This is a genomic window from Bradyrhizobium roseum (genome assembly GCF_030413175.1).
Taxonomy (GTDB): domain Bacteria; phylum Pseudomonadota; class Alphaproteobacteria; order Rhizobiales; family Xanthobacteraceae; genus Bradyrhizobium; species Bradyrhizobium roseum.
Genome location: NZ_CP129212.1, coordinates 5,904,193 through 5,930,633, shown reverse-complemented (window position 1 = coordinate 5,930,633; position 26,441 = coordinate 5,904,193). Strand labels below are relative to the sequence as shown.

20 protein-coding genes and 1 pseudogene are annotated in these 26,441 nt (G+C 63.9%); 9 read left to right on the top strand and 12 right to left on the bottom strand.

Annotated features, from left to right (window positions below; all coding sequences use genetic code 11):
- Nucleotides 1-96: 96 nt before the first annotated feature.
- The 4 genes from bufA2 to QUH67_RS28025 all read right to left on the bottom strand — a co-directional run bounded on the left by bufA2 (nt 97) and on the right by QUH67_RS28025 (nt 3,953).
- Nucleotides 97-360: a BufA2 family periplasmic bufferin-type metallophore gene (bufA2, locus tag QUH67_RS28040; RefSeq protein ID WP_300942701.1), complete on the bottom strand. Its 264-nt coding sequence runs from the start codon at nt 358-360 to the stop codon at nt 97-99.
- 378 nt (nt 361-738) lie between these two features.
- Nucleotides 739-2,520, bottom strand: a complete 1,782-nt coding sequence (locus QUH67_RS28035; protein ID WP_300942700.1) for a DUF255 domain-containing protein — start codon at nt 2,518-2,520, stop codon at nt 739-741.
- Nucleotides 2,521-2,609: 89 nt separating this feature from the next.
- Nucleotides 2,610-3,074: a DoxX family protein gene (locus tag QUH67_RS28030; protein WP_300942698.1), complete on the bottom strand. Its 465-nt coding sequence runs from the start codon at nt 3,072-3,074 to the stop codon at nt 2,610-2,612.
- Between the two features lie 147 nt (nt 3,075-3,221).
- On the bottom strand, nt 3,222-3,953 hold the full coding sequence (locus QUH67_RS28025) for a cytochrome c biogenesis CcdA family protein (protein WP_300942697.1): 732 nt from the start codon (nt 3,951-3,953) through the stop codon (nt 3,222-3,224).
- Between the two features lie 201 nt (nt 3,954-4,154).
- Between QUH67_RS28025 and QUH67_RS28020 the strand changes: the two genes are divergently transcribed.
- From QUH67_RS28020 to QUH67_RS27995, 6 genes are all read left to right on the top strand, one after another.
- Nucleotides 4,155-6,197 (top strand): adenylate/guanylate cyclase domain-containing protein, encoded by a 2,043-nt coding sequence (locus tag QUH67_RS28020; protein ID WP_300942696.1) that lies wholly within the window; start codon nt 4,155-4,157, stop codon nt 6,195-6,197.
- Nucleotides 6,198-6,276: 79 nt separating this feature from the next.
- The gene (locus tag QUH67_RS28015) at nt 6,277-7,269 is read left to right on the top strand and encodes a hydroxyacid dehydrogenase (protein ID WP_300942695.1); all 993 of its coding nucleotides are present in this window, start codon (nt 6,277-6,279) and stop codon (nt 7,267-7,269) included.
- A 151-nt stretch (nt 7,270-7,420) separates the two neighbouring features.
- Nucleotides 7,421-10,789 (top strand): ATP-binding protein, encoded by a 3,369-nt coding sequence (locus QUH67_RS28010; RefSeq protein WP_320416105.1) that lies wholly within the window; start codon nt 7,421-7,423, stop codon nt 10,787-10,789.
- A gap of 74 nt (nt 10,790-10,863) precedes the next feature.
- Nucleotides 10,864-11,274 (top strand): hypothetical protein, encoded by a 411-nt coding sequence (locus tag QUH67_RS28005; protein WP_300942693.1) that lies wholly within the window; start codon nt 10,864-10,866, stop codon nt 11,272-11,274.
- Nucleotides 11,258-12,520 carry a tetratricopeptide repeat protein gene (locus tag QUH67_RS28000; protein ID WP_300942692.1) on the top strand — a complete coding sequence of 421 codons (1,263 nt, stop codon included), beginning with the start codon at nt 11,258-11,260 and terminating at the stop codon, nt 12,518-12,520. The genes QUH67_RS28005 and QUH67_RS28000 overlap by 17 nt, the downstream gene beginning before the upstream one ends.
- A gap of 123 nt (nt 12,521-12,643) precedes the next feature.
- Nucleotides 12,644-13,945 carry an MFS transporter gene (locus QUH67_RS27995; RefSeq protein WP_300942691.1) on the top strand — a complete coding sequence of 434 codons (1,302 nt, stop codon included), beginning with the start codon at nt 12,644-12,646 and terminating at the stop codon, nt 13,943-13,945.
- A 30-nt stretch (nt 13,946-13,975) separates the two neighbouring features.
- On the opposite strand, the gene QUH67_RS27990 is transcribed toward QUH67_RS27995, so the two are convergent.
- Together QUH67_RS27990 and QUH67_RS27985 are read right to left on the bottom strand one after the other, a co-directional pair.
- A complete protein-coding gene (locus tag QUH67_RS27990) occupies nt 13,976-14,845 on the bottom strand; it encodes an MBL fold metallo-hydrolase (RefSeq protein ID WP_300942690.1) in 870 nt (289 codons plus the stop codon).
- Nucleotides 14,842-15,813, bottom strand: a complete 972-nt coding sequence (locus QUH67_RS27985) for a Bug family tripartite tricarboxylate transporter substrate binding protein (protein WP_300942689.1) — start codon at nt 15,811-15,813, stop codon at nt 14,842-14,844. The genes QUH67_RS27990 and QUH67_RS27985 overlap by 4 nt, the downstream gene beginning before the upstream one ends.
- Before the next feature lie 105 nt (nt 15,814-15,918).
- Here QUH67_RS27985 and QUH67_RS27980 point away from each other — a divergent pair, with 105 nt between their 5' ends.
- Complete coding sequence (locus QUH67_RS27980) at nt 15,919-16,863, top strand: LysR family transcriptional regulator (RefSeq protein WP_300942688.1); 945 nt, start codon at nt 15,919-15,921, stop codon at nt 16,861-16,863.
- Between the two features lie 4 nt (nt 16,864-16,867).
- Here the strand turns inward: QUH67_RS27980 and QUH67_RS27975 are convergent, their stop codons facing one another.
- Complete coding sequence (locus QUH67_RS27975; RefSeq protein WP_300942687.1) at nt 16,868-17,917, bottom strand: M23 family metallopeptidase; 1,050 nt, start codon at nt 17,915-17,917, stop codon at nt 16,868-16,870.
- 9 nt (nt 17,918-17,926) lie between these two features.
- Nucleotides 17,927-18,580: a TetR/AcrR family transcriptional regulator gene (locus tag QUH67_RS27970; RefSeq protein WP_300942685.1), complete on the bottom strand. Its 654-nt coding sequence runs from the start codon at nt 18,578-18,580 to the stop codon at nt 17,927-17,929.
- A 112-nt stretch (nt 18,581-18,692) separates the two neighbouring features.
- On the opposite strand from QUH67_RS27970, the gene QUH67_RS27965 reads away from it, so the two are divergent.
- Both QUH67_RS27965 and QUH67_RS27960 read left to right on the top strand, forming a co-directional pair.
- On the top strand, nt 18,693-19,925 hold the full coding sequence (locus QUH67_RS27965) for a cytochrome P450 (RefSeq protein WP_300942683.1): 1,233 nt from the start codon (nt 18,693-18,695) through the stop codon (nt 19,923-19,925).
- Nucleotides 19,926-20,106: 181 nt separating this feature from the next.
- A complete protein-coding gene (locus QUH67_RS27960) occupies nt 20,107-23,787 on the top strand; it encodes an AsmA family protein (RefSeq protein ID WP_300942682.1) in 3,681 nt (1,226 codons plus the stop codon).
- A gap of 26 nt (nt 23,788-23,813) precedes the next feature.
- Here QUH67_RS27960 and QUH67_RS27955 read toward each other — a convergent pair.
- The 4 genes and pseudogenes from QUH67_RS27955 to fumC form a co-directional block, all read right to left on the bottom strand.
- A pseudogene (locus QUH67_RS27955) lies at nt 23,814-24,005 on the bottom strand (LysR family transcriptional regulator); the annotation flags it as partial.
- Between the two features lie 290 nt (nt 24,006-24,295).
- Nucleotides 24,296-24,559 carry a ribbon-helix-helix domain-containing protein gene (locus tag QUH67_RS27950; protein ID WP_300942681.1) on the bottom strand — a complete coding sequence of 88 codons (264 nt, stop codon included), beginning with the start codon at nt 24,557-24,559 and terminating at the stop codon, nt 24,296-24,298.
- The gene (locus QUH67_RS27945) at nt 24,556-24,744 is read right to left on the bottom strand and encodes a DUF4169 family protein (protein ID WP_300942680.1); all 189 of its coding nucleotides are present in this window, start codon (nt 24,742-24,744) and stop codon (nt 24,556-24,558) included. The genes QUH67_RS27950 and QUH67_RS27945 overlap by 4 nt, the downstream gene beginning before the upstream one ends.
- Before the next feature lie 269 nt (nt 24,745-25,013).
- Nucleotides 25,014-26,429 carry a class II fumarate hydratase gene (fumC, locus tag QUH67_RS27940; RefSeq protein ID WP_320416104.1) on the bottom strand — a complete coding sequence of 472 codons (1,416 nt, stop codon included), beginning with the start codon at nt 26,427-26,429 and terminating at the stop codon, nt 25,014-25,016.
- Between the last annotated feature and the right edge of the window lie 12 nt (nt 26,430-26,441).

The window sequence follows — 26,441 nt, the reverse complement described above, 5'->3', positions numbered from 1 at the left end:
ATATTGTTACGCGGGGCTGAATTTATTGCAGCTGCCGGATCGAAACCACGAGGGCCCGGCGGCTGGCCGGGCCCTCGCTCGTGCTTGATCCGCCGATCAACCCTTGACGAACTTGCCGCCGGTGGCGGCGCACTGCTTTTCCGAGGTCATCGAGAAGCCGTTGCCCTTGCAGGCGTTGTTGCCCTTGCAGGCATTGGCGGCGCCCTTGCATGCGCTCTGGCCCTTGCAGGCGTTGCCGGCCATGCACTTGCCCTGGGACGCGTTCGCAGGCGTCGACACCGTCGACACGACCGTGCCGGCGAGGAACAGGGTGGCGGCAGCAGCGGCGAGCGTGGCACCGGATTTGGAATTCAACTTCATGACGATCTCCTCGATGAGTGTTGGAAGACAGGACGTGACGCCGTGAATATCCTTCGACCGTCGGTCGCCGGTCCACAACGCCGGGGCAGGTGGACGTGCAATCAGGTCATGAAGACCCGCCGGAGGCCGACGGGCCGTGACTTGAGCGCGCATCAAGGACTAGCTACGGGGCATCAGGCGGTTTGGTTACAGAGCTTCGAAAGAAAATTTTCCTTTTTTGGATTGGACATCCTGTCGATGTCTAACCGCGGCGGCGCTGGAGTATTTCCTTGCGTCGCGACATGGCGGTGGTCGCGCGAACCGGCTGGAAAGCATGCCGCTTTGACCGATCAGACCGGCCGCACGAGCCGCGGGTTTGCATTGCACAATAGATTCCCATTATCCCCGTGCGGGTTTGAGCTTGGCCATCTGGGCGACCGTGGCCTTCAACTCCTCGGCGCTGAACGAAGGAAACGAGCAGATCCGGTTGCTGCAGGCGAACGCCGCGGGCTCGCCGAGGTCGGGATATTCGACATCGGGGTTGGGCAGCTTGCCTTCGCGCAGATCGAGCCACTCCAGCCGCTTGTAGCGGGCCGGCAGCGCGCGGGCCAAGGCATGCAGGCTTTTCGCGCGGGCGTCATCCTTGTGCCCGACGATCGTCATGTGGGTGGGCTCGACCGCGAGTTCCTCGTCGGCGAGCAGAACGCCGGGCATCGGGCGCATCAGGCTTGCGGAAGCGCTGGCGAGGTAGCGCATCGCGTGGGCGGCCTGCTCGCGATAACCTTCGCTGCCGAAGTATCGATTCAGCAGGTTCATGAACCGTGCGACCTGTACCTGGTCGTCGATCAGCTTGGCGGGCTTTGCGAGCACGCCGGTCTTGCCTTCCGCGGTCTTCGAGGTCACGAAGCCGCCGGCATCGTCACGGAATGTCGCGACGAAATCGCCGGCCTTGGCGGCCGAAGCGAGCCAGTCGCGATTGCCGGTGGCGCCATAGAGATCGAGGAATGCCTGGCCCATTGCCAGCGTATCGCCCAGGAATGGCCCGCCGCGATCTTTCTCGCCGTGACGGAAGCCACCCTCCGGCAGCGCGCGGTTACTGATCACCCATTTCGCCGCGCGTTCGGCGTTCTCGAGCGCCTTGGGGTCGTTGGTGACGTTGTAATAGGCCGAAAGCCCCGAAATCGCCCAGCCGTTTTCGCGTGCGTAAAGATTCTTGTCGATGCGCGGCATGCCGAGCTTGCGACGCTCGGCATCGCCGAGTGCGTAATAGGCGTGCCCGTCGACGTCATGGTTGAGATCGGCGTCCTGGCTGACATAGAACGCGCCGTCGGGGCTGGTCATGAATTCCGCGAGGTAGCGTTCGACGTTGCGCGCGGCGGCGAGATATTTCGGGTCCTTCCACAGCGCATAGGCCTGGCTGTACTGCCGCAGATATTGCCCCTGGAACGACATGATCTTTTCGAAATGCACCTTCGTCCAAGAGCCGCCTTCGGAATACTGATAGACGCCGCCCCACACCGGATCGATCAGCGCGATTGCGGCATCCAGCGTCTGCCGCGCGCGCTTGGCGGCCGCGGCGTCGCCGGCCTCGGCGCGGGTGATCGCCAGGTCCATGCTGTCGGCGTCGATGTATTTCTGGTTCTCGCCCCAGCCGCCGAGGGTTTCCTCGTAAGCTTCATCGACCGCCTTCGTCATCGCGGCGCGTCGTTCCTTGTCGAGGAAGGCGGACGTAGAAGGCGTCACCTCGAGGGCTTCGCCGACGGAAGGGCCGGGCGAGGGATCGTCGATGATGGCCTTGAGCAGCGCCTGCATCCGTTCCGGTTCGATATAGCCCCTGATCTTGGCGATCTCGGTGCCATCAGGGCCGAACACGATGGTCGCCGGCCAGCCCCAGTCGCCGTAGCGGCTCGCCAGGTCGGGGTTGGCGTCCTGGTCGACCCGCACCGGCAGATATTTCGAGGCCAGCAACGCCTTGACCTCGGGATTGGCGTAGGTCGTCTTCTCCATGACGTGGCACCAGTGGCACCACACCGCCTCGAGATCGAGGATGACGAAGCGCTGTTCGGCCTGCGCGCGGGCGAACAGGTCATCGCTCCATTCGCTCCATTTCGGGCCATCGGCGGCAAACGATGGCGAGGCGAGCGTGGCGAGGGTGAAGGCGACGATGCGGACGAGTTTCATGGCGGCTCCCGAAAGCTGGCGTGTCGACAGCTACGGGCGTGCCAAAATCCGGGCTCAGCCTTTCGCCGCTGTCACAGGATTGTGAGGCATCAGGTCGATTTCTCGCTGTGGCCGGCCGCATTCAGCAGCAGGCGGTCCAGTGACACCGCACCGGGACCTGCAATGGCAAGCCACATGAAGCCGGCAAAGTAGGTCGCTTCCTCGAAGCCGAGCAGCGCTTGCAGCGAGTCGACGTCGCTCCATTTCGCCGAAATGATCGCGACGACCATGACCACCGCCAGCATCGCGGCGGGAATTCGCGTAAACACGCCGAGGATCAGCATGGCGCCGCCAAAGCATTCGACGGCGGATACGAAGGGCGTGAGGATGTTCGGGAAAGGTATTCCCCAGCCCGCGAAATTCTCGATCATCAGCGGCAGATTGTTGAGCTTGCCCCAGCCCGCCAGCATGAAGGTGTAGCCGACCACGAGTCGCATGATCAGCGGCCCGGTCCAGGAAAAATGCGACGCGATCTGTGCCGGCAGCAGGATGAGAAGATGGATGATGAAATTCATGCGAACCCCGCTCTAAGTATTTGGCGCAGAAGGAGACTGCGGTCTGAGGTGTTCCAAAATCCGGCGTGCCGAAAACGCGGCCGGCCAGGATGGCGGCAGTTCGGCCCCGACAGCATTTCGCTGCGGCCCGTCCGTTTGTTACGGGTACTAACCGAAATTTTGCAGTGCGGGGAAAGTCTCCAGCAGCCAGATGCTGACATTGGAGACGGCGCCGGTCAAAAAGCCGATGCCGGTGATCACCATCAGCACGCCCATGGCGTGCTCGACCTTGCTCAGATGCTTTTTCATGCGCGCGAACAGCGAGGAGAACTGCTCGATCATGAAGGCGGCGAGCAGGAAAGGGATGCCGAGGCCGGCGGAATAAACCGCGAGCAGGCCGGCGCCCTTGGCGACGGTAGCCTCGGCCGCTGCAACCGACAGGATCGCCGCCAGGATCGGGCCGATGCATGGGGTCCAGCCGAAGGCAAAGGCCAGACCCATCACGTAGGCGCCCCACAGCCCGACCGGTTTCGGCATCGGCATCCGGCCCTCGCGCATCAGCAGGCCGATCCGGGTCAGGCCGAGGAAATGCAGGCCCATGATGATGATGACGATTCCCGCCACGATCGACAGCTCGGCCGACCACGCCCGGATCAGCCCGCCGACCAGCGAGGCACTGGCGCCGAGCGCGACGAACACCGTGGAAAAGCCCAGCACGAACATCAGCGCCGAGATCATCACCGCCCGCTTGGAGGCCTGCTCCGTCTCGTCATTGGCGACATGTTCGATGGTCGCGCCGGTGAGGTAGATCAGATAGGGCGGCACCAGCGGCAGCACGCAGGGCGAGAGGAAGCTGACGAGACCGGCAATCAGGGCCGCCGGGATGGAAACATCTTGCATTGCATGACCTTCGAGAATTGCCGCAAGGCATAGCGCCGTCTTTGCCCATACGGAACAGCCAATCGATAAGTTTCGTCGGCATTGCGGCTCAAGTTCGGTCACAGAGCCGTGTCCGGGTGTCCAAATTGGTCTCGCGGACGAAACGGACGCTGCTATGGTCGCGTAAAGCCCATAAGCGGCCTCGCGAAACTGGACCCCGGCATGCGCCTTGGCATCCGCACTGCCATTTCTGCCCTCGTGCTGACGTCCATCGTCGTCAGCGCCGTCGGCGTGCATTTGCTATGGTGGCGCACCGCCCACCAGGTTAGCCAGACCCTGGCCAGCACCATCAACGACCAGATCGTCTCGGCGGTGGGCGACGAACTACAGTCGATCACCGGGGAAGCGCGCTCCTCGCGCATCGCCTTGCGGACGCTGCTCGCCGGGCAGGTCATCGACATCAACGACGTCAGGAAACGTCAGCTGGTGCTGGTTTCGCAGCTGCGCTCGCAGACGACGATTTCCTGGGTGGCGTTCGCTGCGCCGGATGGATCGTTCTCCGCCGGCCACAAGCGGGGCGGCAACGGCATCGAGACGATCGAGATCACCGTTCCCGATCGCAAGCTGCGGACCGATCGCTACGAATTGGCCGGCAGTGATCTCGTTCTGAAAGAGAGCCGTGTCGAGGACACCACCTATTCGGTTACCGATCAGGAATGGTTTCGCGAGGTGGTGCAGTCCGGCGACGACAACTGGACGACCCTGACCTCGCACCCCAACGGCGATCGCCCGGCCGCCGTGTTCTCCGCGCCGATCGACGTCGACGGCAAGCGCGCCGGCGTGCTGGCGATCATCATCGAGCTGACGCGGGTCTCGAACTTCCTGTCGCAGCTCACCGTGGGAAAATCGGCCGGCGCCTTCATCCTGACCCGTGACGGCGCGCCGATCGCGGTGCCCGACAGCGACGCCGACGAGCTGACGCCGCTCAAGCTCGAGCACCCGCTGTTTCCTATCGCGGTGGATGCAATCCGGAACGCCAGCGCCTACAGCCCCGGCGAAGGCGAGCCGTTCCACACCAAGGTGACGCGGGACGGAAAACCGTATCAGGCGGTGCTGACGCCGATTTCATTCCCGGGCTGGTCGCTGGTCACTGTCGTGCCCGAGTCGGAATTTCTCGGCCCGGTGCAGATGACGATCCGCAATCTGCTGATCGGGCTTGCGGTGCTGATCGTGTTCGCCGGATTGCTGTCGGCGTGGCTGGCCCAGCGCCTGATCGCAGCGCCCCTGATCAAGGTGGTGAACGAGATCAGGCATGTCGAGCGTTTCGACCTCGACAAGGTGCAGCGGCATCCGTCGCGGCTGACCGAGATCGAAAATCTTTCCGGTGCCATCGGCGACATGGCGCAGGGGCTGGCCGCATTCCGAAAATACATTCCCGCCGATCTGGTCAAGCGGCTGATCAGCGACGGCAACGGCGCGCGGCTCGGCGGCGCGATCCGGCCGATGAGCGTGATGTTCATCGATCTCGCCGGCTTCACCGGCATGTCGGAGCGGCTCGGTGACCGCATCATTCCGCTGCTGTCGCGCTATTTCGACGGCGTCTCGGCGCAAATTCAACATCACAACGGCACCATCGACAAATTCATCGGCGATGCCGTGATGGCATTCTGGGGCGCGCCGGCGCCCAATCCGGATCACGCCGTCGACTGTTGCCGCGCGGCGCTGGCATGCCGGCGCGCCATGGAGGCGGCGGGCCTCGTCGACGACCGCGGCGAGCCCGTCAGGATCCGCATCGGCATCAATTCCGGCGACATGCTGGTCGGCAATATCGGCTCCGAAGTGCGGCTGAACTATACCGTGATCGGCGACGCCGTGAACATCGCGAGCCGGCTGGAGGGCACCAACAAGGCGTATGGCTCCACCATCATCATCGGCCCCGAAACGCGCCGGCTGGCGGGGGATAGTATCGTGGTTCGCGAACTCGACCGGCTCGCCGTCTATGGCCGCGCCGGCGGCCTGCAGATCTATGAACTGCTTGGCATGGCCGGCGGGCTGGAGGGCAAGCCCGACTGGGCGGTCTCCTATGAAGCTGGTCTCGCCGCTTTTCGCGCCCGCGATTTCAAGGCGGCGGTCGCAGCCTTCGAGACCGTGCTGCAAACCCGTGATGATGTGGCCTCCTCGGCGATGATCGAACGCTGCCGGCAGCAACTGGACAATCCCGCCGGCGAAGACTGGGACGGCACGACGGTGGCGCGGACGAAGTAGCAGCCGGGTTGCCTTGCACGCCGCGGCGGTTTGGCCATAAATGCGCCGGCCGCAACGTTCGATCAGAAAGCGCCCTGCGTTGAAAGTCCTGCTGACCCACACGCCGCAATCCCGCGCCCAATATTACGGCGCGCGCGCCATCAGCGGCCTGCAGGCCATTGCCGAGGTCAAGCTGCACGAATCCAGCGACGCGCTCGACGCCGCGGGCCTGATCGAGGCCGCGGGCGACGTCGACATCATCGTCGCCGATCGCCTCACTGCCGGGCCGGGCGAGATATTTCCGGCGCTGCCGAACCTGCGCGCCTTCGTCCGCTGCGCGGTCGATATCCGCAACGTCGATGTCGATGCAGCGTCTGCGGCCGGCATTCTGGTCACGCGGGCGGGGCCGGGGTTCGTGCCGTCGGTCGCCGAACTCGCGCTCGGCTTCATGGTCGACCTGTCACGCGGCGTCTCGCGCGCCACCGCCGACTATCACGCCGGGCGCAAGCCGGAGATTGTGATGGGCCGGCAACTCGCGGGCAGCCGTCTCGGCATCATCGGCTATGGCAGCATCGGCCGCTATCTGGCTGACATCGCCAAGGTGTTGGGCATGGAGGTGCTGGTCGCCGATCCTTTTGCAACCGTCAGCGATGCCGGCATCCGGCACGTGCCGCTCGACGATCTGCTCCGCCGCGCCGACTACGTCGTGTGTCTTGCCGTCGCCAACGCGCAGACCGAAAACCTGATCGGGCACGCCGCGCTGGCGCGGATGCAGCCGCATGCGTTCTTCATCAACCTGTCGCGCGGCAATCTCGTCGACGAAGCCGCGCTGGCGGCAGCGCTGCGCGACAACCGCATCGCCGGCGCCGCGATGGATGTCGGCCGCGCGCCGGACCAGATGCCGTCGCCGGAACTGGCAAAATTGCCCAACGTCATCGCCACCCCGCATATCGGCGGCCTGACGCCGCCGGCGATCGAAAGCCAGGCGCTGGAGACGGTGCGGCAGGTCGAGGCTGTTATTCGTTGCGACGTTCCGCCGGGCGCGGTCAACGCCGCTCATTGGCGGCGGCGATCGCTCGAACCGTCAAGATAGCGCCTGTGAACCGGCTCAACGTGTACGAGCTTTTCGAGCCTGGCAGGCCTGCCCGCTCGGTCCGCTTGGCGCGCGCTTCTTCCGGTTTGTAGATGGCCGATATGCCGTCCATCGCGCTTCCGGGTTGTTGTCGGCCGTCCGGCGAAGTAGGATGTTGTGTCGCGTACTAACCGCTCAGCTGACGGTTCAGATGCAGTGCCCCAGGTGCGAACACGACAATCGACCTGAAGCCAAGTTCTGCGAGCAGTGTGCCGCTCCTTTCGACCGCCGCTGTCCCGATTGCGGTAGCTTCGTGTCGGAGGGCGCCAAATTCTGCTCTCAATGCGCGCACCCGATTGGACTCGATGAAGAGCATCGTGCGGTAAACCGCTTCCTGTCGCCCGAGAACTATACGCCAAAGCATCTCGCCGTCCGGATATTGACGACGAAACGCGACCTTGAAGGCGAACGCAAGCAGGTGACCGTGCTGTTTGCCGACATCGTCGGATCTCTTCAGATCATAGCGGATCGCGATCCCGAGGAAGCACAGAGGCTGCTCGACCCGGTTCTCGACCACATGCTCGAAGCCGTTCACCATTATGAAGGCATGGTGAACAGGGTTATGGGCGATGGCATCATGGCGCTGTTCGGAGCTCCCCTGGCGCATGAGGATCATGCGGTGCGGGCTTGCTACGCCGCGCTCAGGATGCAGCAGACGATCGCTCGCTACGCGGAAGAGATCCGCCGCATGCACGGCGTACCCATCACGATCCGGGTCGGGATCAATTCGGGGGAGATCGTCGTCTCGTCAATCAACAACGACCTCTACATGGATTATACCGTCGTCGGACAGACGGCCCATCTGGCATCGCGCATGGAGCAAATGGCGATGCCGGGCTCCGTGCTCGCCGCTGCCGATACGATCCGGCTGGTCGAGGGATACGTCGAGGCCAAGTCACTCGGCGAAATGCCGATAAAAGGCCTTGCGCATCCGGTTGAGGTGTTCGAGATCACCGAAGGCGGCTTCGAGCGGACAAGGCTGCAGGCGGCCGCCTCGCGCGGGTTGACGCCCTTTGTCGGCCGGGACCTTGAAATTCAACAGCTGACCCAGGCGCTGCATCAGGCCCGCGGCGGCCGCGGTCAGGTCGTTGCAGTCGTCGGTGAGCCTGGAATGGGCAAGTCGCGCCTGATCCACGAATTTGTTCATTCGTCCATGACCGAAGACTGTCTGGTCCTCGAAACCAACTCGGCTTCATACGGCCATGCGGCATCGTATTTGCCGGTGATCGAGTTGCTTCGGCACTACTACTTCAAGATCAATCAGCGCGACAATGCGAGGTCGATCCGCGAGAAGGTGACCGAAAAAATTCTGGCGCTCGATCCATCGCTGCAGGACGTCATCCCGCCGCTGCTCGATCTGCTGGATGCATTGGATGCGGGGCATCCCTTCCAGTCGCTGGATCCGCTCCAGCACCGGCAGCACACCTACCAGGCCATTACCCGATTGCTGTTGCGCGAGAACCATGTGCAGCCGGTCGTGGCGGTGTTCGAGGACTTGCACTGGAACGATTCTCTCACCCTTGGCCTGCTGAACGAAATAGTCGTCAACGCGCGCGACGCGCGCCTGCTGTTGCTGGTAACCTATCGACCCGAGTTCCACGACGATTGGAAGGGACGGCCGAATTACCGCAATCTGCGCCTTGAGCCTCTTGAGAGCGGAAACCTCACCACGCTTTTGCATTCGCTGCTGGGGTCGGACCCGGCGCTTGAAAGCCTCAAGAATTTTGTCCTCGATCGTGCTGGTGGGAATCCGTTCTTCGTAGAGGAGCTTGTACGGACGCTGGTCGACCGCAAAATTTTGGAGGGATCTCGACAGAACTACAAGCTCATTAAGCCGATCTCCGGAAACGAAATTCCGCCCACCGTACAGGCCGTCCTCGCCGCCCGTATCGACGCGCTGCCGAAAGCGGAGAAGCGGTTGCTGCAGGAGGCGGCGGTCATCGGACACGACGTTCCGCTCTCGCTGCTGAAGGAGATCAGCAACCTTCCCGACAGCGAACTCCGCGGCGTTCTCGACCATTTGCAGACCGCCGAGTTTGTATTTCCCACCCAGCTGTTTCCCGACCTTCGGTATTCATTCAAGCACGCTCTAACTCACGATGTCGCTTACGGAGGCCTGCGGAGCGAACGGCGCCGCGATATCCATCAACGCGTCGTTCTCGCGATAGAGAAGGTCTACTCCGGCCGCATCGGCGAGCAGGTTGAACGTCTTGCTGATCACTCGCTCCGTGGCGGGCTTCAGGAGAAGGCCGTAATATATCTGCGTCAGGCGGGAACCAAGGCAGCGGACCGGGAAGCCTATCCCGAAGCTGTGGTTCTCTTCGAGCAAGCTCTCGAAGCGTTGGCTGGGCTGCCGCAAAGCAAGGAAACGATCGAACAGGCGATCGATATCCGATTCGATATCCGCAACGTGTTGCAGCCCCTCGGAGATCGCGCCCGCATTGCTTCGCGCCTGCGTGAAGCTGAGCAACTGGCTCGTCGTATCGGTGACAGGCAGCGCGACGGATGGGTGCAGTCGTATCTGACCGAGCAGTTCTGGATGCTGGGCCGGTACCGGGAAGCGATCGAGGCGGGAGAGCGGGCGCTCGCCGTCGCGGAGTCCGATTTGCCGCTCCAGGTCGTCACTAATTTGCCTCTTGGGTTGGCGCATCACACCCAGGGAGACTATCAGAAGGCGCGCGAACGTTTTGGCTGGAACGCCATTCATCTGGAAGGCAGCCTGGCCAGCCAACGCTTCGGGATGTTCGTGCTGCCTGCGGCGTTCTCGCGTAGCTTCATCGCCTGGGGCCTCGCCGACACCGGACAATTCTCCGAAGCATTCAATATCGGCGAAGATGCCCTTCGCATCGCCGAGAATGCGAGCCATCCCTTCAGTTGTGGATACGCGCATATCGGACTGGGTGTCGTTGCCCTACGTCAGGGAAACTTACGCCGGGCCTTGCGCTCGTTCGAACGCGCGCTGGCGGCGGGCGCGTTTGCAGACAGTCCCGTTGGCTTTGCTTACGTTGCATTGCATTTCGGTTATGCCCTGGCTCTGGCGGGTCGCGCGAACGAGGGAATTCCAGTTTTGGAGCAGAGCATCGAGCTTGCGGAATCCAAGGGTTTCGTTGCCCGGCACTCGCTCAGGCTGGCTTACATCAGCGAGGCTTACCTTTCGCTCGGCCGGGAAAGTGAGGCTTTGAAGGCGGCAACGCGCGCGCTCGAACTGGCCCGCAAGCATGGGGAGCGGGCCAACGAAGCCTATTCGCTGCGAATGCTGGGCGAGGTGGATCTGTATCGGGGAAACCTGAGCGATGCCAAGGACTGGTTCAATCAGGGCGTCGCGCTGGCCGAGCAATTGGGCATGCGGCCGCTTGAAGCGAACTGTCACAAGGGGCTCGCCGACGTGTTCGATCTCAGCCATCAGAAATCGAGTGCAGAGCACTATCACGGCATTTCGAAAGCAATGGTCGAGGCAATGGAAATGCGCTTCTGGGGGTGAGCTTGTGAAGCGTTTGAGGTCGGGATAGGTTTCATTTTTACCTGACGTTTGGACAAAGCATTGGGAGGGCAGTCGTGGATCAGAATGAACTTCTGCTTGGTATCGAATTGATGAGAAGCAATTCCGACTATTACGCGGCGGAGGTGATGCGCCGAGAGGTTGGCGGCGCTCGGTCTTTGGTCGAGTCGGGATCGACCAGCGAAGGCCAGGCGGCGGCTCGGCTGCTCATCGTGACCTGGGAATCGATCGCGGTGCTGCTGCGCGGCGTCAGAGCCAAGGACAAGATCTACGAAGTCACGCCGATCTGTCACATGTACGATGCGCTCGAACCCGCGATCAAATATTTCAGGCAGGATGCGCCGGAATTTGCCGCCGAGTTCGAGAAGCTGAATGCCGACTACCGTGCGTGGCTGAAGAAGAAAAAAAAGAGCGGGGCTTATGTCAGCGCCGCCTGCGGTGGCCTCTTGCATGCGCGATTTGGCTGACCGGGCCTTCGGAGGGAGTCTCGACTCCCGTTTTTCGACCTGGCTGCTCCGCCCGTACCTTGACCTGGGGCTTCCCCAGGCCGGGCCGACCCATGCCAGGTCCGTCGATGCCGCCTGGCAGGCCTATGCCGATCCGCAGAGCCCTTCGTTCTTTCCACAGCGTGCGTTGTCGCCCGGCTTTCGCGCGCAGCTCGCGGAACAGGCCGGGCCGCGTTACGCGATTAGCGATCCGCGCGATCTTGCCGGGGATCAGCGGACAGGCCGGTGGAGCAGGCTTTGCCGGGACCTGGAGGTTTGGCCGGAGCTTTCGTCCGCGGGCCAATGCCGCCTCGCGGCCCTGCTTCACGCAATGTGCCTGTACGAACCGCTACTCGCGCTCATTCCTGCAGAACGGGCGGCTGCAAGCGATGCTGACGCTCGTGCCGGTCAACTCGCATTCTGCCGCGCGTCGGCAAAATTCATGCAGGATTTGCCGAAGCGATCGGGATACGTATCCGAAACCATGGCGGCTTTTGAGAGCATTGCATTCGACGAGCGGGCGAGCGCGCCGGTGCGCTTCAATGCGACGGCAATGGTCTTCGTTCAGAAGGCCAAGGCTCGTGCCGCCTTTGCGGATCTCGATGATTGGAGCAAGCGGCTGGAGACGGCGTTTGCCGCCGTAAGCGATAGCGAGAACGGATTCGCCGCGCGATTGTTCGGAAGCCGGTTTTCTCGCGGAATGGGTTTCCTGCCCCAGGCGGCCGGCGACCGCGTGGCGATGATCAGGACGATGGACGATGCAGAACGCCGGGCGCGGGAACTGGCGCCATCGACGGCCGGGGAAGAAATCCTTTATCGGGAAAACCTGCACGCCGTGCTGGAAAGCCGGACGAAGGAGGCGCTTTGGCTGAATGATCTCGCGTTGGCGGCATCGCGCGCGGCCGAACTGACCAGGGTGGACCCGTATGATTCAAAGGCCTGGGCCGAGCTTGGCCAAGTGCATTACCTTCGGGAAAATTGGCAGAAGGCGGCCGAAGCCTACGTCGTCGCGGCGATGTTGGGGCCGCCGGCAAGTGCGGTGGGGCGATACATGGCGGGCGTTTGTTTCCGTAAACTGGGTCTGGATTTCCTGGCCGCCGTTTTGTTCAAGGAGACGCTTGAAATGGATCCGGGCGGAATTTCGTCGCGTCAGGAAATATTCGACCTGCCAGACGTCGACGTTTTCGACACGCTCAAGCAATGGGCCCGCGCCAACATACGATTGTGATTGCTCTCCGTCTCCAAAGCATGATTGAACTCGCAATTGACTGGTCGCCAATGTCCGTTCTGGTGATGACATAAGTGTCGATTTGTGCCCGGTCCGACGGACCAGAACCGGAATGATGGCCTGATGCCTCTCCCCTTCTTCTACGGCTGGCTGATCGTCGCGGTGACGTTTGTCACCATGGCGATCGGCGTCAATGCGCGGACGGCGTTCTCGCTGTTCTTCCCGCCGATCATTTCCGAGTTCGGATGGGAGCGCGGCGTCACCGCCGGTGCGTTTTCGTTCGGCTTCGTGGCTTCTGCCGTTGCCAGCCCGCTGATCGGGCGCATGATGGATCGTTTCGGTCCGCGCGCGGTGATGGAACTCGGCGTTGGGCTGATGGGCGGCGGGTTGCTGCTCGCGCCGCTGACGACACAGCCCTGGCATCTCTATCTCACCATCGGCGTGCTGGTCGGCGCGGGCAGCGTGTGCCTCGGCTATTCCGGCCAATCGCTGTTCCTGCCGAACTGGTTCATCCGCCGCCGCGGCCTCGCCATCGGGCTCGCCTTTGCCGGCGTCGGCATCGGCTCGGTGACCCTGCTGCCCTGGGTGCAGCACATGATCGAGCAGACCGGCTGGCGCACCGCCTGCACCGCGATGGGCATCTTGATCCTCGTCGTTCTCGCGCCGATCAATCTCCTGCTGCGCAAGCGGCCTGAAGATATCGGCCTGCTGCCGGATGGCGCCGCCGCGCCGTCGGCGACATCGGCCGCCCCGCGCTCGAACGTCGTCGATCCGGTGTGGGCCAATACCGACTGGACGCTGCGCCGCGCGCTGCGTACCGCGCGATTCTGGTGGATCTCGCTCGGCTATTTCTGCGGCTTGTACATCTGGTACGCGGTGCAGGTGCACCAGACCAAATTCCTGCTCGACGTCGGTTTTTCCGCCAACGTCGCGGTGTGGGCGCTCGGTGTCGTCAGCCTGCTCGGCATTCCCGGCCAGATCTGGCTCGGACATCTCTCCGACCGGATCGGCCGCGAATGGATCTGGGCGATCAGTTGCCTGGGCTTTGCGATCTGTTTTGCGGCGCTGATCGCTTTGAAATTCGCGCCGGTCTTGCCGCTGGTCTATCTGATGATTTTCACGCAGGGCGCGCTCGGCTACGGCCTGACCTCGGTGATGGGCGCGATGGTGCTGGAAATTTTTCAGGGCAAGCAATACGGCAGCATCTTCGGCACCATCATGCTGGCCGCATTGGCCGGCGGCGCCGCAGGCCCGTGGGCGACCGGGCTGCTGTATGATCTGTCGGGCAGCTACACCTCGGCCTTTGCGCTCGGCATCGCGGTCAGCCTGCTGTCGGCCTTTGCGATCTGGCAGGCATCGCCGCGCAAGGTGAGGGCGGTCGCCGGCCAGATGCACAAGGCGCATGTCGGGAGCCGCGCAGGTTAGTTCAGGGTGCGCGGCGGAAGTGATCCGCGCTCACGGACAGAATGCCATCAGGTCCTCGCCGACCACGAAGGCACCCGCATATTCCTGCCGGGTGGCGTCGATGAGTTCCTGCACGGATGGTGTAGCGTTCACGCCGTCGCTGATCAGCACCAGGTGATTGTAGACGGCAAGCAAGGGCGTACATCTTGCAAAAACCCGCGCCGCGTCGGCCGGCGTCGAGTGATGTTCCATGACGCGGCGAATACGTTCGATGGCCATCGAAGCGGGGCTGGTCATGGCGACCTCGTGAACGAGGAGATCGACGCCATCGGCGTGCGCGACCAGGTTTTCGCAATAGCGCGTGTCGCCAGACAGTACGGCCGATTTTCCCGCGTGATCGAACCGATAGCCGAAGGCCGGCTTGACCCTGTCGCCATGATCGACCTCGAAGCAGGTGACGCGCAGGCCGTCTCGATCGTGAATGACGCCATCACGCTCGAATTCGTCGGCATCGATGCGAGCGCCATCGGGTGGCAGGCCTTCATCGGCGATGCGGATGGCGATGTCGGCGCCGAACGCTTCTTCGAGATGATGCGTCAGATGAAGCGTGCCTTTCGGCCCGAGCACGCGCATCGGCCGGGTCCGCCCGCCGAACTTGCCGCCGAGCCAGCCGGTCAGCCAGATATCGGGCAGGCCGGCCACGTGGTCGGAGTGGAAGTGGGTTAGCAGCATGAGGTCAATGCTGCCGATCGGAATCCCGAGTTGGGACAGGCGTATCGTCGCGCCGCGGCCGGCATCGACCAGGATCTTCTGCGAGCCGGCCTCGATCAACGTCGCGGGCCCAAACCTGAGCGGATCGGGTGACGGCATGCCGCTGCCCAGCAGCGTCACCCTGAATGGCGCGTCCGTGGCGGTTGTCATTGTTCAGCCTTGTAGCCGGACGCCTTGATCGGCGCGGCCCAGAGGTCGATGTCTTCACGTTGAATGCGGGCAAACTCCTCCGGCGACGTTCCTGTCGGCTTCAGCCCGAACTGCGCGATGCGCGCCTTGACGTCCTCGCCCTGGACAATTCTCGCGATGGCGCCGCTCAGTTTTGACACCGCCGCGCTGGGCGTGCCGGCCGGCGCGAAGAAACCCCACCAGCCGCGGCCTTCGATGTCGTATCCGCTTTCCTTGAAGGTCGGGATATCAGGCAGGAACGCCGATCGTTCTGCGCCTGATGTGGCCAGCACGCGTATCCGGCCCGCTTTGTGCAATTCCACCAGTTCATTGGTGGACAGCAGGACGACCGGCATCCGGCCACCCATGAGGTCGGTGAGTGCGGGAACGCCGCCCTTGTAGGCGATATGTTGCAGCGGCACGCCTGCGGTGTTGGCGAACATCAATCCGAAGAAATGAGGAAGCGTGCCCGGGCCGGGCGTGGCGAAATTCGCCTTGCCCGGGTTCGCCTTCAGCCAGGCGACGAGTTCGGCGAGGTTGCCGGCCGGAATCTTCGGATCGATGCAGATGCCGAAATCGAACGTGGCAACCTGCGACACCGGCGTGAAATCCTTGACTGGATCGTATTCCAGCGCGGGATAGACGCTTTGATACACCGCCATCGGCGCGATCGGCGTCACCAGCAGCGTGTTGCCGTCCGGCTCCGACGTCTTGACGGCCTGCACACCGAGACGTCCCGCAGCCCCCGGACGTGGCTCGACGATCACGGGGCGTTCCAGCGCGGTGCCGAGCCGGTCGGCAATCAGCCGGGTCAGGGCGTCGCCGGAGCCGCCGCCGGGAAATGGATAGATGATGCGAAGCGGCGGAGTGCGCGTCTGGGCCGCGAGAGGGGATGCAAGCGCCAGCGTGGCAAGGCCAGCGATCGCGACGACAATCCGGGTAAGCCGCATGTTGACCTCCTGTTCGGATGCGGCCTCATCATCGCCGGCTTTCGGCTATACCCGGAAGCTCGATTATCGAATATGGATATCAGGAAACCAGATAGGGGAGGCGGGATGGAGGATCTGCGCCTGCGGCGGCTGAAACTCCGCGATCTCCAGATTCTCGACACCGTCGCCGAAGCGGGCAGCATGGCGAAGGCGGCGCCGCGGCTCGGCATGTCGCAGCCGGCCGTTTCCCGTGTCGTCGCCGACATGGAGCACCTGCTCGGCGTGCCGCTGTTCGACCGGACCTCGACCGGCGTGGAGTTGACGAGGTTCGGCCGTGCACTGCGCCGCCGCACCATTGCCGTTACCGATGAGCTCAAGCAGGGGCTGGGCGAACTGACGTCCCTGGCGGACCCCACCCAGGGCGAAATTCGGATCGGCACGACGGAACCGATGACGGCGCTGACGGCGACCATCATCCAGACGATGTCGCAGGCCTATCCGAAGATCGGCTTCGTCATCCGTGCCGACGATACGCTGGGGCTGCACGAAAGGTTGCGTCAACGCGAGATCGACATTGCCGTGACCCGTATGGCGGCGGATTTCGACCGCTACGAGGATCTTGCGGGCGAGGCGCTGTTTGAGGACGAACTCGCCGTGATCGCGGGAAAGCATAACCCGCTCGTCCGTCGCCAGAATCTCACGCTCCGGAGTCTGATGAACGAGAAATGGCTGCTCGGCAGGCCGGAGACCTCCTTTCTCCGTCCATTCATCGAGGAAGCCTTTCGTGCGGAAGGCCTGAGCGTTCCCGCCCCGACGGTGACGTGCGGCTCCTATGCGATGCAGATCAATATGCTTGCGGCGGGTCCGTTCCTGACCATCCTTCCCAGGGCCACGTTGCGCTATCCGGCGCCGCACCCCACACTGGTGCCGCTTCGCATGCGGATGCCGACGACGCGCCGGCCGGTCGGACTGGTGCGGCTCAAGCACCGCCATGTGAGCCCGACCCTCAGCCTGTTCTGCCGCGTGGCGCGCGAAGCGGCTGCAAAGATGCGAGGCCGCACTTCGACTTGATGAATCACCGCGCGCCCGCTTCCACCTCGAACGTCTTCCGCAATACCTCCGCGCCATCGCGCGTCACCGTGTACGTCGCAACGTAGCGCCCAGCCGGCCACGCCGCCTCGGTGCGCTTCTTTCCGGCGAGCACGAGAAACTGCGCCTTGTCGCGATCGAGCGCGGGAAGGGCGTTGTTCGGCAAGGCAGTGCCGCCGGGGCCTTGCACGGCGAGCGTTTGCTGGTCGCCGGCCTGCAGGCCGATCGCCCTGACATAGGCGACGAGCGCATCCGAGGTCGTCGCGACCGGATGCTTCTCGATCTCACCTGATTCAATCAGCGCCATGGTCGGGGCGATCCCGGCAAAACCGTAATCGATGATTTCACGAGGCTTGTACTGCATCTGCTCGCCGAGCGAAGCGGCCCACAGCGACCGGCCGCCGCCGCAGGCCTTTTCCGGCGCGCCATAGGCAAACGGGTCCACGGCCTTGTCGCGATACCGCACGGTGAAGTGAAGATGAAAAAATTCGGTATCTCCGGACAGCCCGACCAGGCCGATCGGTTGCCCGGTCGCGATCCGGTCGCCGGGCTTGACCCGGACGCTGCCCTTGGCCATGTGGCAATATTGGGTGCGCCAGCCGTTCGCATGCTCGATCAGCACGCCGTTGCCGCATTCCTTGCCGGCGATAGCGGCCTTTCCTGCGGCCCTGATCGAAACGTCGTCCATGTCGTTTCGCCCGCCGATCACGCGGCCGGGCGCCGCGGCGAGCACTTCGACGCCTCGTCTTTGAATTTCCAGATTTCGAATCCGGATATCGGTGCCATCGTGACCGTCATAGCTGCGTGCGCCACAGCGGTAGTCGCGGACCTTGTCCGAGGCGTCGTGATCGACATAGTTCTGAAAGAAGCAACTCACGCCTGGCTGGCACTTGATCGGGAGCGCGAGCGAGATGGCTTCTTCCGCCTTGGCGTGGGTTACAGCGCCGAGGCACAGGAAAATCAGGGCGAGGCGCGTCAGGGGTCGTCCCCGCTGCGCGGAATGCGTCGAATGCGTGGTGTCGGCGTTCGCAGTCATCCACTCAAACTAGCGGGTCGTGATGACTTTCGCGAGGCGAAGATCGGCATCTGACGCCTGTGAAATGCCCATCGCGCGTTGCAGGTCGCCGATCGCACGAAAGAAGCTGCCGGGCGAGGTGGTCTCGGGATCGATCAGGCGGTGCAGCCGAAAGCCGTCTTCGAGCGCCAGCACCAGCGCACCGGCCCAGGACGGATCGAGGATGGTCTGCCGGCCGCTGTTCTTCGCCGTGGTCTCGATGATGTCGGCGACCAGCTTTCTGCGGGCGCGCAGCCGCTCGGCGAGTTCGGGCCGGCGTTTCTCGGCGCGCGCCACGAACAGGATCATCTCCATGTGCAGCAGCGGCGAGCGGCCGAGCGGATCCTGCTGGCTGCGGCCCATGGTCTTCAGCGCCTCGATGAAGTCGGCGAGGTTCTTGTGACGCTCGAGGAGGTCGCGGATGCGCGCGATCGATTGCTCGACGTGATCCTCGAGCATGGCGATGATCAGTTCGTCCTTGCTCTTGAAGTTCGAATAGAATGCGCCGCGCGTAAAACCTGCCGCCGCGGCGATCGCCTCGATGCTGGCGCCGCCGATGCCCTGTTCCTCGAACACGCGCGCCGCCGCCTCGAACAGCTTTTCGCGGGTGTCGTCACGGGTCGGCCTGGTTCGCAGTCTTGACATCGGGCAAGTTTAGGCGAGAATGCAACTCAATACAACAATGTATCGAATTTCATCGATCGGCCGGGAGAAAACGCGCTGAACCGCGCGCAGCCTGTAACCAGTTGAGGTCACCATGAACGAGCATGTTCAGACTGCCGCCAGCGCGCCGTTGTTCAATCCGCTGTCGCCGGAATTCATCCGCGACCCCTATCCGCATTACGAGCGGATGCGCAGCACCGACCCGGTGCACCTGACGCCGCTCGGCATGTATGTCGCGAGCCGCCACGCCGAGGTCAGCCTCGTGATGCGCGACAAGCGGTTCGGCAAGGATTACGTCGAGCGCACCATCCGCCGCTACGGCCCGAAAATCATGGACGAGCCGGTGTTCCGCAGCATGAGCCACTGGATGCTGCAGCAGGATCCGCCGGACCACACCCGCCTGCGCGGGCTGGTGGTGAAGGCGTTCACCGCGCGCCGGGTCGAGGACATGCGCCCCCGCATCCAGCAGGTCGTCGACGCGACGCTCGACCGCATCATCCCGCAGGGCAAGATGGACCTGATCGAGGATTTCGCGTTCCGCCTGCCGGTCACCATCATCTGCGACATGCTCGGAATCCCCGAGGAGCATCGCGAGGCGTTTTATGCCGGTTCGCGCGACGGCGGCCGGCTGCTCGATCCGGTGCCGCTGTCGCCGGAGGAGATCCAGAAGGGCAACGCCGGCAATGCGATGGCGGCGATGTACTTTCAACAATTGTTCGAGTTGAGGCGCAAGAATCCGGGCGACGATTTGACCACGCAGCTGGTGCAGGCCGAAGAAGATGGCAGCAAGCTCTCCAATGAGGAACTGACCGCCAACATCATCCTGCTGTTCGGTGCCGGCCACGAGACGACGGTCAATTTGATCGGCAACGGCCTGCTGGCGCTGTACCGCAATCCCGACCAGCTCGCGCTGCTCAAGGCCAAACCGGAACTGATCACCAACGCCATCGAGGAGTTTTTGCGCTACGACTCATCGGTGCAGCTGACCGGCCGGGTGGCGCTGGAAGACATCGAGGACCTCGGCGGCAAGCGCATCCCGAAGGGCGAGAGCGTGCTGTGCCTGCTCGGCTCGGCGAATCACGACGAGACGGTCTATCCTGACCACCCGGAACGGCTCGATATCACCCGGCCCAACGTCAGGCCGCTATCCTTCGGCGGCGGCATCCATTTCTGCCTCGGCGCCCAGCTGGCGCGGCTCGAAGCGGAGGTCGCGATCGCGACCCTGCTGCGGCGGCTCCCGGATCTGCGGCTGGATGACGCCGTCAATCCGGAATGGCGGCCGACCTTCGTGCTGCGCGGCCTGAAGCGCCTGCCGGCGAGCTGGTAGCCGGCCCGCACTGCCTTGCGCGGCCGCCTTAACCCTAGGCCCCGATGAACGGAGCCGGGTGGGGACGGCTGTCAGTATGCCGCTGTGACTTCGCCGTACTTCTCTCTATATTCCGGATAGCTCCGGGGCCGGGTTCGGCGTGGCGCGGCTCGCGCGCCGGGGCGGTTCAAGGGGAGATACCGTGCAGACGACGCTGCTCGGCCTGGCCATCGCCTTCATCATTGCGCTGATCGCCGCACTTGTCGGGCCGTATTTCATTGACTGGAACAAGTTCCGGCCGCAATTCGAGGCCGAGGCGGCCCGGATCATCGGGGCGCCGGTCCGGATCGGCGGCAAGCTCGACGCCCGGTTGCTGCCGGCGCCATCGTTGCAACTGCATTCGGTCGCGGTCGGCGGTGCCAACGATCTCGGCAAGGTTCGCGCCGACAAGCTCGCCGTCGAATTCAGCCTGGGCTCGCTGATGCGCGGCGAGGTGCGCGCCACCGAGTTGACCATCAACGGCCTGTCGCTCGATCTCGGGCTCGATGCGAAGGGGCGGATCGATTGGCCGGCATCCACCGGAACGGTCAATCTGGCCTCGCTGGCGATCGACCGGCTCAATCTCACCGGCCGTATCGCCCTGCACGACGCTGCCAGCCGCTCGACGCTCGAACTGAACGATATCGCCTTCAGCGGCGATGTGCGCTCATTGGCGGGCTCGGTCCGCGGCGACGGCAACTTTCTGCTGAAGGGCGCGCGCTATCCGTTCCGCATCTCCTCGGGGCAGGGGCCGGATGGCAACGGCACCCGCGTCCATCTCAATATCGATCCGGGTGACCGCGCGCTGCTGGCGGATCTCGACGGTGTGCTGAACTTCGATTCGCGCAGCCCGCGCTTTGAAGGCGCGCTGACGCTGGTCGCCCCGCCCGGCCAGAAGGGACGGGGCAACGATCCGCCGTGGCGGATCGCGACAAAAATCAAGGCCGATTACCTGGCAGCGCGGCTCGACCAGATCGAGACGAGTTTTGGTCCCGAGGAGCGCGCGCTGAAGCTTTCGGGTAGCGGCGACATCAAGTTTGGCGCGGCGCCGCTGTTGCGGGCGGGCCTGTCGGCGCGCCAGCTCGATGCCGACAGGTTCTTCACCAGGGACAATTCCACCGAGCCGGTTCGGGCGCTGCCGGCGTTGCAGGCGCTCGCCACCCTCGTGCCGCATCTGCCTGTACCGGTGCAGGTCGAACTGGCATCTGAGCAGGTCATGCTGGGCGGACGCCCATTGCAGGATATTTCCGCCGAGGTGCATGGCGACGACAAATCCTGGAGCCTGCGGCGGCTGGAGTTTCGCGCTCCCGGCGCAACCAGGGTTTCGCTCAGCGACGCTGGCGCGAAGAACCTGGCGCCGGATCGTTTCAAGGTCGCGCTCAGCGTCGAATCGTCCGATCCCGAGGCGCTGCTGACCTGGCTGCAGGGCCGCGGTGACACCGCCTATCGCAGCCAGAAGACGCTTCGGCTGCGCGGCGACGTGACCGTGGCGCCGGATGGCTTTGCCATCGACGCCATGAAGGCCGACATCGAAGGCGGCACGGTCGGGGGGCGGGTGCTTGTATCCTACAAGCAAGCCGATCACGGCTCCCGGGTCGAAGCGGATCTGAAGGCCGAGCGCCTCGATCTCGATGCCGCCACGGCCTTTCTGAAATCGCTGGCCGGGCCGCAAGGCGACTGGCCGGATGAGGGCAAGCTTTCGCTGGATGTCGGCCGCGCCGTCTCCGCCGGACAGGAACTCAGTCCGCTGCTGGCCCGCCTGGCTTACTCACCCGCGAAGCTGACGCTCGAGCATTTGAAGATCGGCCAGATTGAAAACGTCACGTTGGACGGGGCGGGCAATTTCGACCGGGGCACGGCCACCGGATGGTTCGCGCTCAATTCGGGCGCCGTCTCGCTCGACCGCCTGACCAGCCTGATCGTTCCCTTGTCGCCGGCGCTGGCCGCGCGGATCAATGCGATGGGGACGAACCAAGGAACCAGCCAAGGAACGAACCAAGGCCCGGCGCGGTTGAAACTGGCGGTCGATCTCGCCGGGATTGCCGGGCAGCCCGATCGCGTCCAGGCGCGCGCCACTGCCGATCTCGACTCGGCGCTGCTCAAGGGGGTCACCACGATCACCGCCAAGCCGGCCGTTGCCGCGCTACAGGTCCTCGACCTGTCCGCACTCCGGAGCAGCGACGTCGGGGTCGAGTCGAAATTATCGTCCGAGCAGGGGCGGGCGCTGCTCGTCCTGCTCGGCCTCGATCGCATGGTGGCGGCGGGCGACGGCCCGGCGCAATTCGAGGGCAGCGCGACCGGCGGATGGGGCAGTCCGTTGCGGCTGAAGGCAAAACTTTCGGGAACGGCGTTGGCGGCCGAGGCGGATGGAACCGCCGAACCATGGGCGCAGGAAGCCAAGGCAAACCTATCACTGAAAGTGCGCGGCGCCGATTTCGGTCCGCTGCTCGATCTCAAGCCGGGGGACACGCTGGCGCAGAACATCAGTCTGACGTCGCGGGTGCAACTGACCGGCAACAAGTTGGCCTTCGACGATCTCGACAGCAGTTTTGGCGGTTCGCGCCTGCGCGGCAACGTGACGGTGACGCTCGGCGAGGAGAAGGAGATCGACGGCGAGATCGGCGTCGAGCAGTTTGCGCTGGCGCCGGCCTTTGCGCTCGCGCTCGGCGCCGCCGGGCACGAGCCGAGTGAGCCGCTCGGCACCGGGCTGGCGAAGGGCTGGCGCGGCAGGATCGCGTTCCAGGCGTTGCGGGGTCAGCTTCCGGGCGGCAGCGAATTGCAGCCGGTGAGCGGCATCGTCAAGAGCGACGGCCAGTCGCTCAGCTTCGATGGCATCAAGGGCATCATTGGCGGCGGTGAGGTCACCGCCAGCATGGACGCGAAGCAGGGTGCGAACGGCGTCGCGCTGAACGCGAGCGTCCAGTTCGCCGGTGTCGACGGCCCGGCGCTGCGCTATCGCAACCTGGCGATGCCCGTCGGGCGCGCGTCGATGCAGATGACGTTGACGAGCCAGGGCCGCAGCGCCGCGGCGCTGGCCGGCGCGCTGTCCGGCAGCGGAACGCTGACGCTGGAGGCGGCGAAGATCGCAGGTCTCGATCCGCGTGCCTTCGAAGTCGCGGTGCGCGCCCATGACAGCGGGCAGGCCAAGGACGATGTCCGCCTGAAGCAGATCGTCGAGGCCGCCTTGCCGGCCGGCGCGCTGGTGATTCCGTCCGCGCAGATTCCGTTCACGATCAGGGACGGCCGGCTTCGGGTCGGGGCCACCGCGCTCGATGGCAATGGCGTGCGGGCCACCATCTCCGGCGGCTACGACATCACCGCCGATCAGGCCGATATCCGCGCCGCACTTTCGCTCACGATGACCACCGGGCGTCCCGAAATCCAACTGCTCGCCGTCGGCACGCCCGACGCGCTGAACCGCAGCGTCGACGTCGCGCCCTTGTCGTCGTGGCTGGCGGTGCGCGCAATCGACCACGAAACAAAAAGGCTCGATGCGATCGAACGCGGCGAGCCGCCGCCGCCCGCGCCGGCGCCGATCGTGCTGCCGCCGGAGGGCGTGAGCCCGCTTCCGGAAGCCGCCGTCCCGGCCGCGCCGGCGATCCAGAAGGGCGGCCGAGATCCGCGGCGGCCGCCGGCGAAGAAGGCCGCGTCGCCGCGCCCGCCCACCGCGCCCGCGGTCAATGCGCCACCGGCACAAGCCGCAGGCCAGCCGCAGGTCGCGCCGTTGCCGCCCCCGATCGAGGTGCGTCCGGCGCCGGGCTCTGCCCCGAGGCCGAAGCCTTCGCCGCGTCCGCCGCTCGCGCTGACGCCGCAGGTCGGCAATCCGCCGCCGCGCCCGAATTAGACTAAATTAGCACTGGACGTTCTGGGTCATCCCCCGATGTCGGACGCCAACTCGTCGGGCGTGCCCTTCGGAAAGGCTTTCTTCAGATAATCGAGGAACACGGATACGCGGGCGCTCAACAGCCGCCGCGACGGGTGGAGGGTCCACAGGTTGATGTCTGGTCCGCCGACGGCACCCCAATGCACCAGCGTTCCGGCGGCCACGTCGCCGCTCTCCAGTGGTTACGGAGGGCGCCGCTGCGTCCGACGAATTTTTGCGCAGGCCTGACAAACCACCGGTGCGATCGCCTCGCCCTACAGCGCGATCTCCCGTTCGATTCCGATCGCCCACAAAACGTCTCATCGTGGCTGACTACGATCAACGCACCGTCGAAGCCCCTGAGCGCGTTTTCCAGTTCTTCGATGGGTGCGAGATCGAGATGGTTGGTCGGCTCGTCGAGCCGCAGCAGATCCGGCGCCGCGATCAGCATGCTCGCCAGCGCGAGGCGCGTCCGCTCGTCACCGATGCCCTAGGCCTGCGCCCGCGGCCCGTCCTGCACGACGGCCGCAGGCGGCATGGCGCGGTTGCGGAAATAGTCGAGGACGAAGAGACGGATCGCCGAGGACAGGTTGCCCTGCTGGCGGTTGCCGTCGATCTCGCCGACCAGTTCCGACAAGGTCATGTTCCGCAGTCCGGAAATTTCCTTCATGCCGTTCCAGAAGGCCTCTTCGAGGCTGACGCTGGTCTTGTGGCCGGCAACGACGATAGAGCGTTTGACGACGGGTGATTTCATGATGCGCCTCCGTCATCGAGTTTGTGCTGATCCAGGAAATTGCCGGCGAGATCCTTGCGCCGTTCATCGAGTGCACGCTCCGCCTTGGTGCGGCCAAACCGTGCGCGGTTGGCATCGGCCTGTTTCGCCGATTGTTCCCGTTCGCTACGCTTCTTGAATCGCTTCAGGTTGATCAGGTCTGCCATGTTCGCCTCCATCATCCGGCGACTCGAAGGCATGATAATTCATCGGCTGCAAAAACGTCGAAATATCGAACGCGGACAAATTTCATTCGGAATCCCCGTGTAGCATTGCTGATAGCATTTAAAAATAAGTTTCGCTCTGCGAAAACCGAATATCGCTGCTCCTAGCATGCGTCGACGCAATCACGATAGATGATCAACCTCATTCTTTGCGTATGATCCAGAACAATAATCATTCACCGTAGTTTCCCGGGGCTGGGTCGCCGCGGCGTTCATCCCGGGTGTGTCATTTTGTCAGGCTGCACGAGGCGTTCGAACTCGGCAGCGCTGACGAAGCCGAGGCGCACCGCCTCTTCCTTCAACGTCGTGCCGCGCGCGTGCGCCGACTTGGCGACCTTCGCGGCGTTGTCGTATCCAATCTTCGGAGCCAGTGCGGTGACCAGCATAAGCGAACGCTCCATCAAATCGCGAATTCGCTTTTCGTCGGCGCGTATGCCCGCCACGCAATGTTCGGTGAACGAGCGCGACGCGTCCGACAGCAGTTGAATGGAATGTATCATACAATATGCAAGCACCGGCTTGTAAACATTCAATTCGAAGTGTCCCTGGCTTCCGGCGACGGTGACGGTTGTCTGGTTACCGAACACCTGGCAGCAGACCATGGTCATCGCTTCGCACTGGGTCGGATTGACCTTGCCCGGCATGATCGACGAGCCCGGCTCGTTTTCCGGCAAGATCAGTTCGCCGAGACCGGATCGCGGCCCGGAGCCGAGCAGGCGAATATCGTTGGCGATCTTGAACAGACCGGTGGCCACCGAATTGATCGCGCCGTGCACCATGACATAGGCATCGTTGGAAGCCAGCGCCTCGAACTTGTTTGGCGCGCTGCTGAACGGCAGCCCGGTGATTTTCGCTACGTGGCGAGCGAACAGTTTTGCAAATCGCGGTTTCGAGTTGAGACCGGTGCCGACGGCCGTTCCGCCCTGCGCCAGCGGGAACAATTCCTTCACCGCGATGCGCAGCCGCGCCAGGCCGCTCTCAACCTGTGCAGCGTAGCCCGAAAACTCCTGTCCGAGCGTCAGCGGCGTCGCGTCCTGGGTGTGGGTTCGTCCGATCTTGACGATTTTCGCGAACGCTTTTTCCTTCCTGCGCAATTCGCGATGCAGTTCGGTGAGCGCCGGAATCAGGTCGGTGAGGATGCGCTCCGCAGCCGCGATATGCATCGCCGTCGGAAATGAATCGTTCGACGACTGGCTCATGTTGACGTGATCGTTGGGATGCACGGGTTCCTTGGCGCCGAGCTTGCCGCCCAAAATCTCGTTGGCGCGGTTGGCGATCACCTCGTTGAGGTTCATGTTGGTCTGGGTGCCGGAGCCGGTCTGCCAGACCACCAGCGGAAAGTGATCGTCGAGCTTGCCTTCGATCACCTCTCGCGCGGCGCGGACGATGGCGCCGGCGCGGCGGGCGTCGAGCAGACCGAGTTCCCGGTTGGTCTGGGCGGAGGCGAGTTTGACGATGCCGAGCGCGTGCACGATCGGCATCGGCATGCGATCGTGGCCGATCTTGAAGTTCTGGCGCGAGCGCTCGGTTTGCGCTCCCCAATAGCGGTCGGCGGCAACGTCGATCGGACCAAAACTATCGGTCTCGCTGCGGGTGGATTTGTTTCCGGATGTTTCTCTGCGGGCCATGCACCGTGTCCG

Excerpts from the sequence above, each read along its gene's own strand:
- QUH67_RS27995 (WP_300942691.1), top strand. The coding sequence starts at position 12,644 with ATGCCTCTCCCCTTCTTCTACGGCTGGCTGATCGTCGCGGTGACGTTT.
- QUH67_RS27970 (WP_300942685.1), bottom strand. The coding sequence starts at position 18,580 with ATGTCAAGACTGCGAACCAGGCCGACCCGTGACGACACCCGCGAAAAG.
- bufA2 (WP_300942701.1), bottom strand. The coding sequence starts at position 360 with ATGAAGTTGAATTCCAAATCCGGTGCCACGCTCGCCGCTGCTGCCGCC.
- QUH67_RS28030 (WP_300942698.1), bottom strand. The coding sequence starts at position 3,074 with ATGAATTTCATCATCCATCTTCTCATCCTGCTGCCGGCACAGATCGCG.
- QUH67_RS28035 (WP_300942700.1), bottom strand. The coding sequence starts at position 2,520 with ATGAAACTCGTCCGCATCGTCGCCTTCACCCTCGCCACGCTCGCCTCG.
- QUH67_RS28020 (WP_300942696.1), top strand. The coding sequence starts at position 4,155 with ATGCGCCTTGGCATCCGCACTGCCATTTCTGCCCTCGTGCTGACGTCC.
- QUH67_RS27985 (WP_300942689.1), bottom strand. The coding sequence starts at position 15,813 with ATGCGGCTTACCCGGATTGTCGTCGCGATCGCTGGCCTTGCCACGCTG.
- QUH67_RS27975 (WP_300942687.1), bottom strand. The coding sequence starts at position 17,917 with ATGACTGCGAACGCCGACACCACGCATTCGACGCATTCCGCGCAGCGG.
- fumC (WP_320416104.1), bottom strand. The coding sequence starts at position 26,429 with ATGGCCCGCAGAGAAACATCCGGAAACAAATCCACCCGCAGCGAGACC.
- QUH67_RS28000 (WP_300942692.1), top strand. The coding sequence starts at position 11,258 with ATGCGCGATTTGGCTGACCGGGCCTTCGGAGGGAGTCTCGACTCCCGT.
- QUH67_RS27980 (WP_300942688.1), top strand. The coding sequence starts at position 15,919 with ATGGAGGATCTGCGCCTGCGGCGGCTGAAACTCCGCGATCTCCAGATT.
- QUH67_RS27965 (WP_300942683.1), top strand. The coding sequence starts at position 18,693 with ATGAACGAGCATGTTCAGACTGCCGCCAGCGCGCCGTTGTTCAATCCG.
- QUH67_RS28025 (WP_300942697.1), bottom strand. The coding sequence starts at position 3,953 with ATGCAAGATGTTTCCATCCCGGCGGCCCTGATTGCCGGTCTCGTCAGC.
- QUH67_RS28010 (WP_320416105.1), top strand. The coding sequence starts at position 7,421 with ATGTTGTGTCGCGTACTAACCGCTCAGCTGACGGTTCAGATGCAGTGC.
- QUH67_RS27945 (WP_300942680.1), bottom strand. The coding sequence starts at position 24,744 with ATGGCAGACCTGATCAACCTGAAGCGATTCAAGAAGCGTAGCGAACGG.
- QUH67_RS27950 (WP_300942681.1), bottom strand. The coding sequence starts at position 24,559 with ATGAAATCACCCGTCGTCAAACGCTCTATCGTCGTTGCCGGCCACAAG.
- QUH67_RS27990 (WP_300942690.1), bottom strand. The coding sequence starts at position 14,845 with ATGACAACCGCCACGGACGCGCCATTCAGGGTGACGCTGCTGGGCAGC.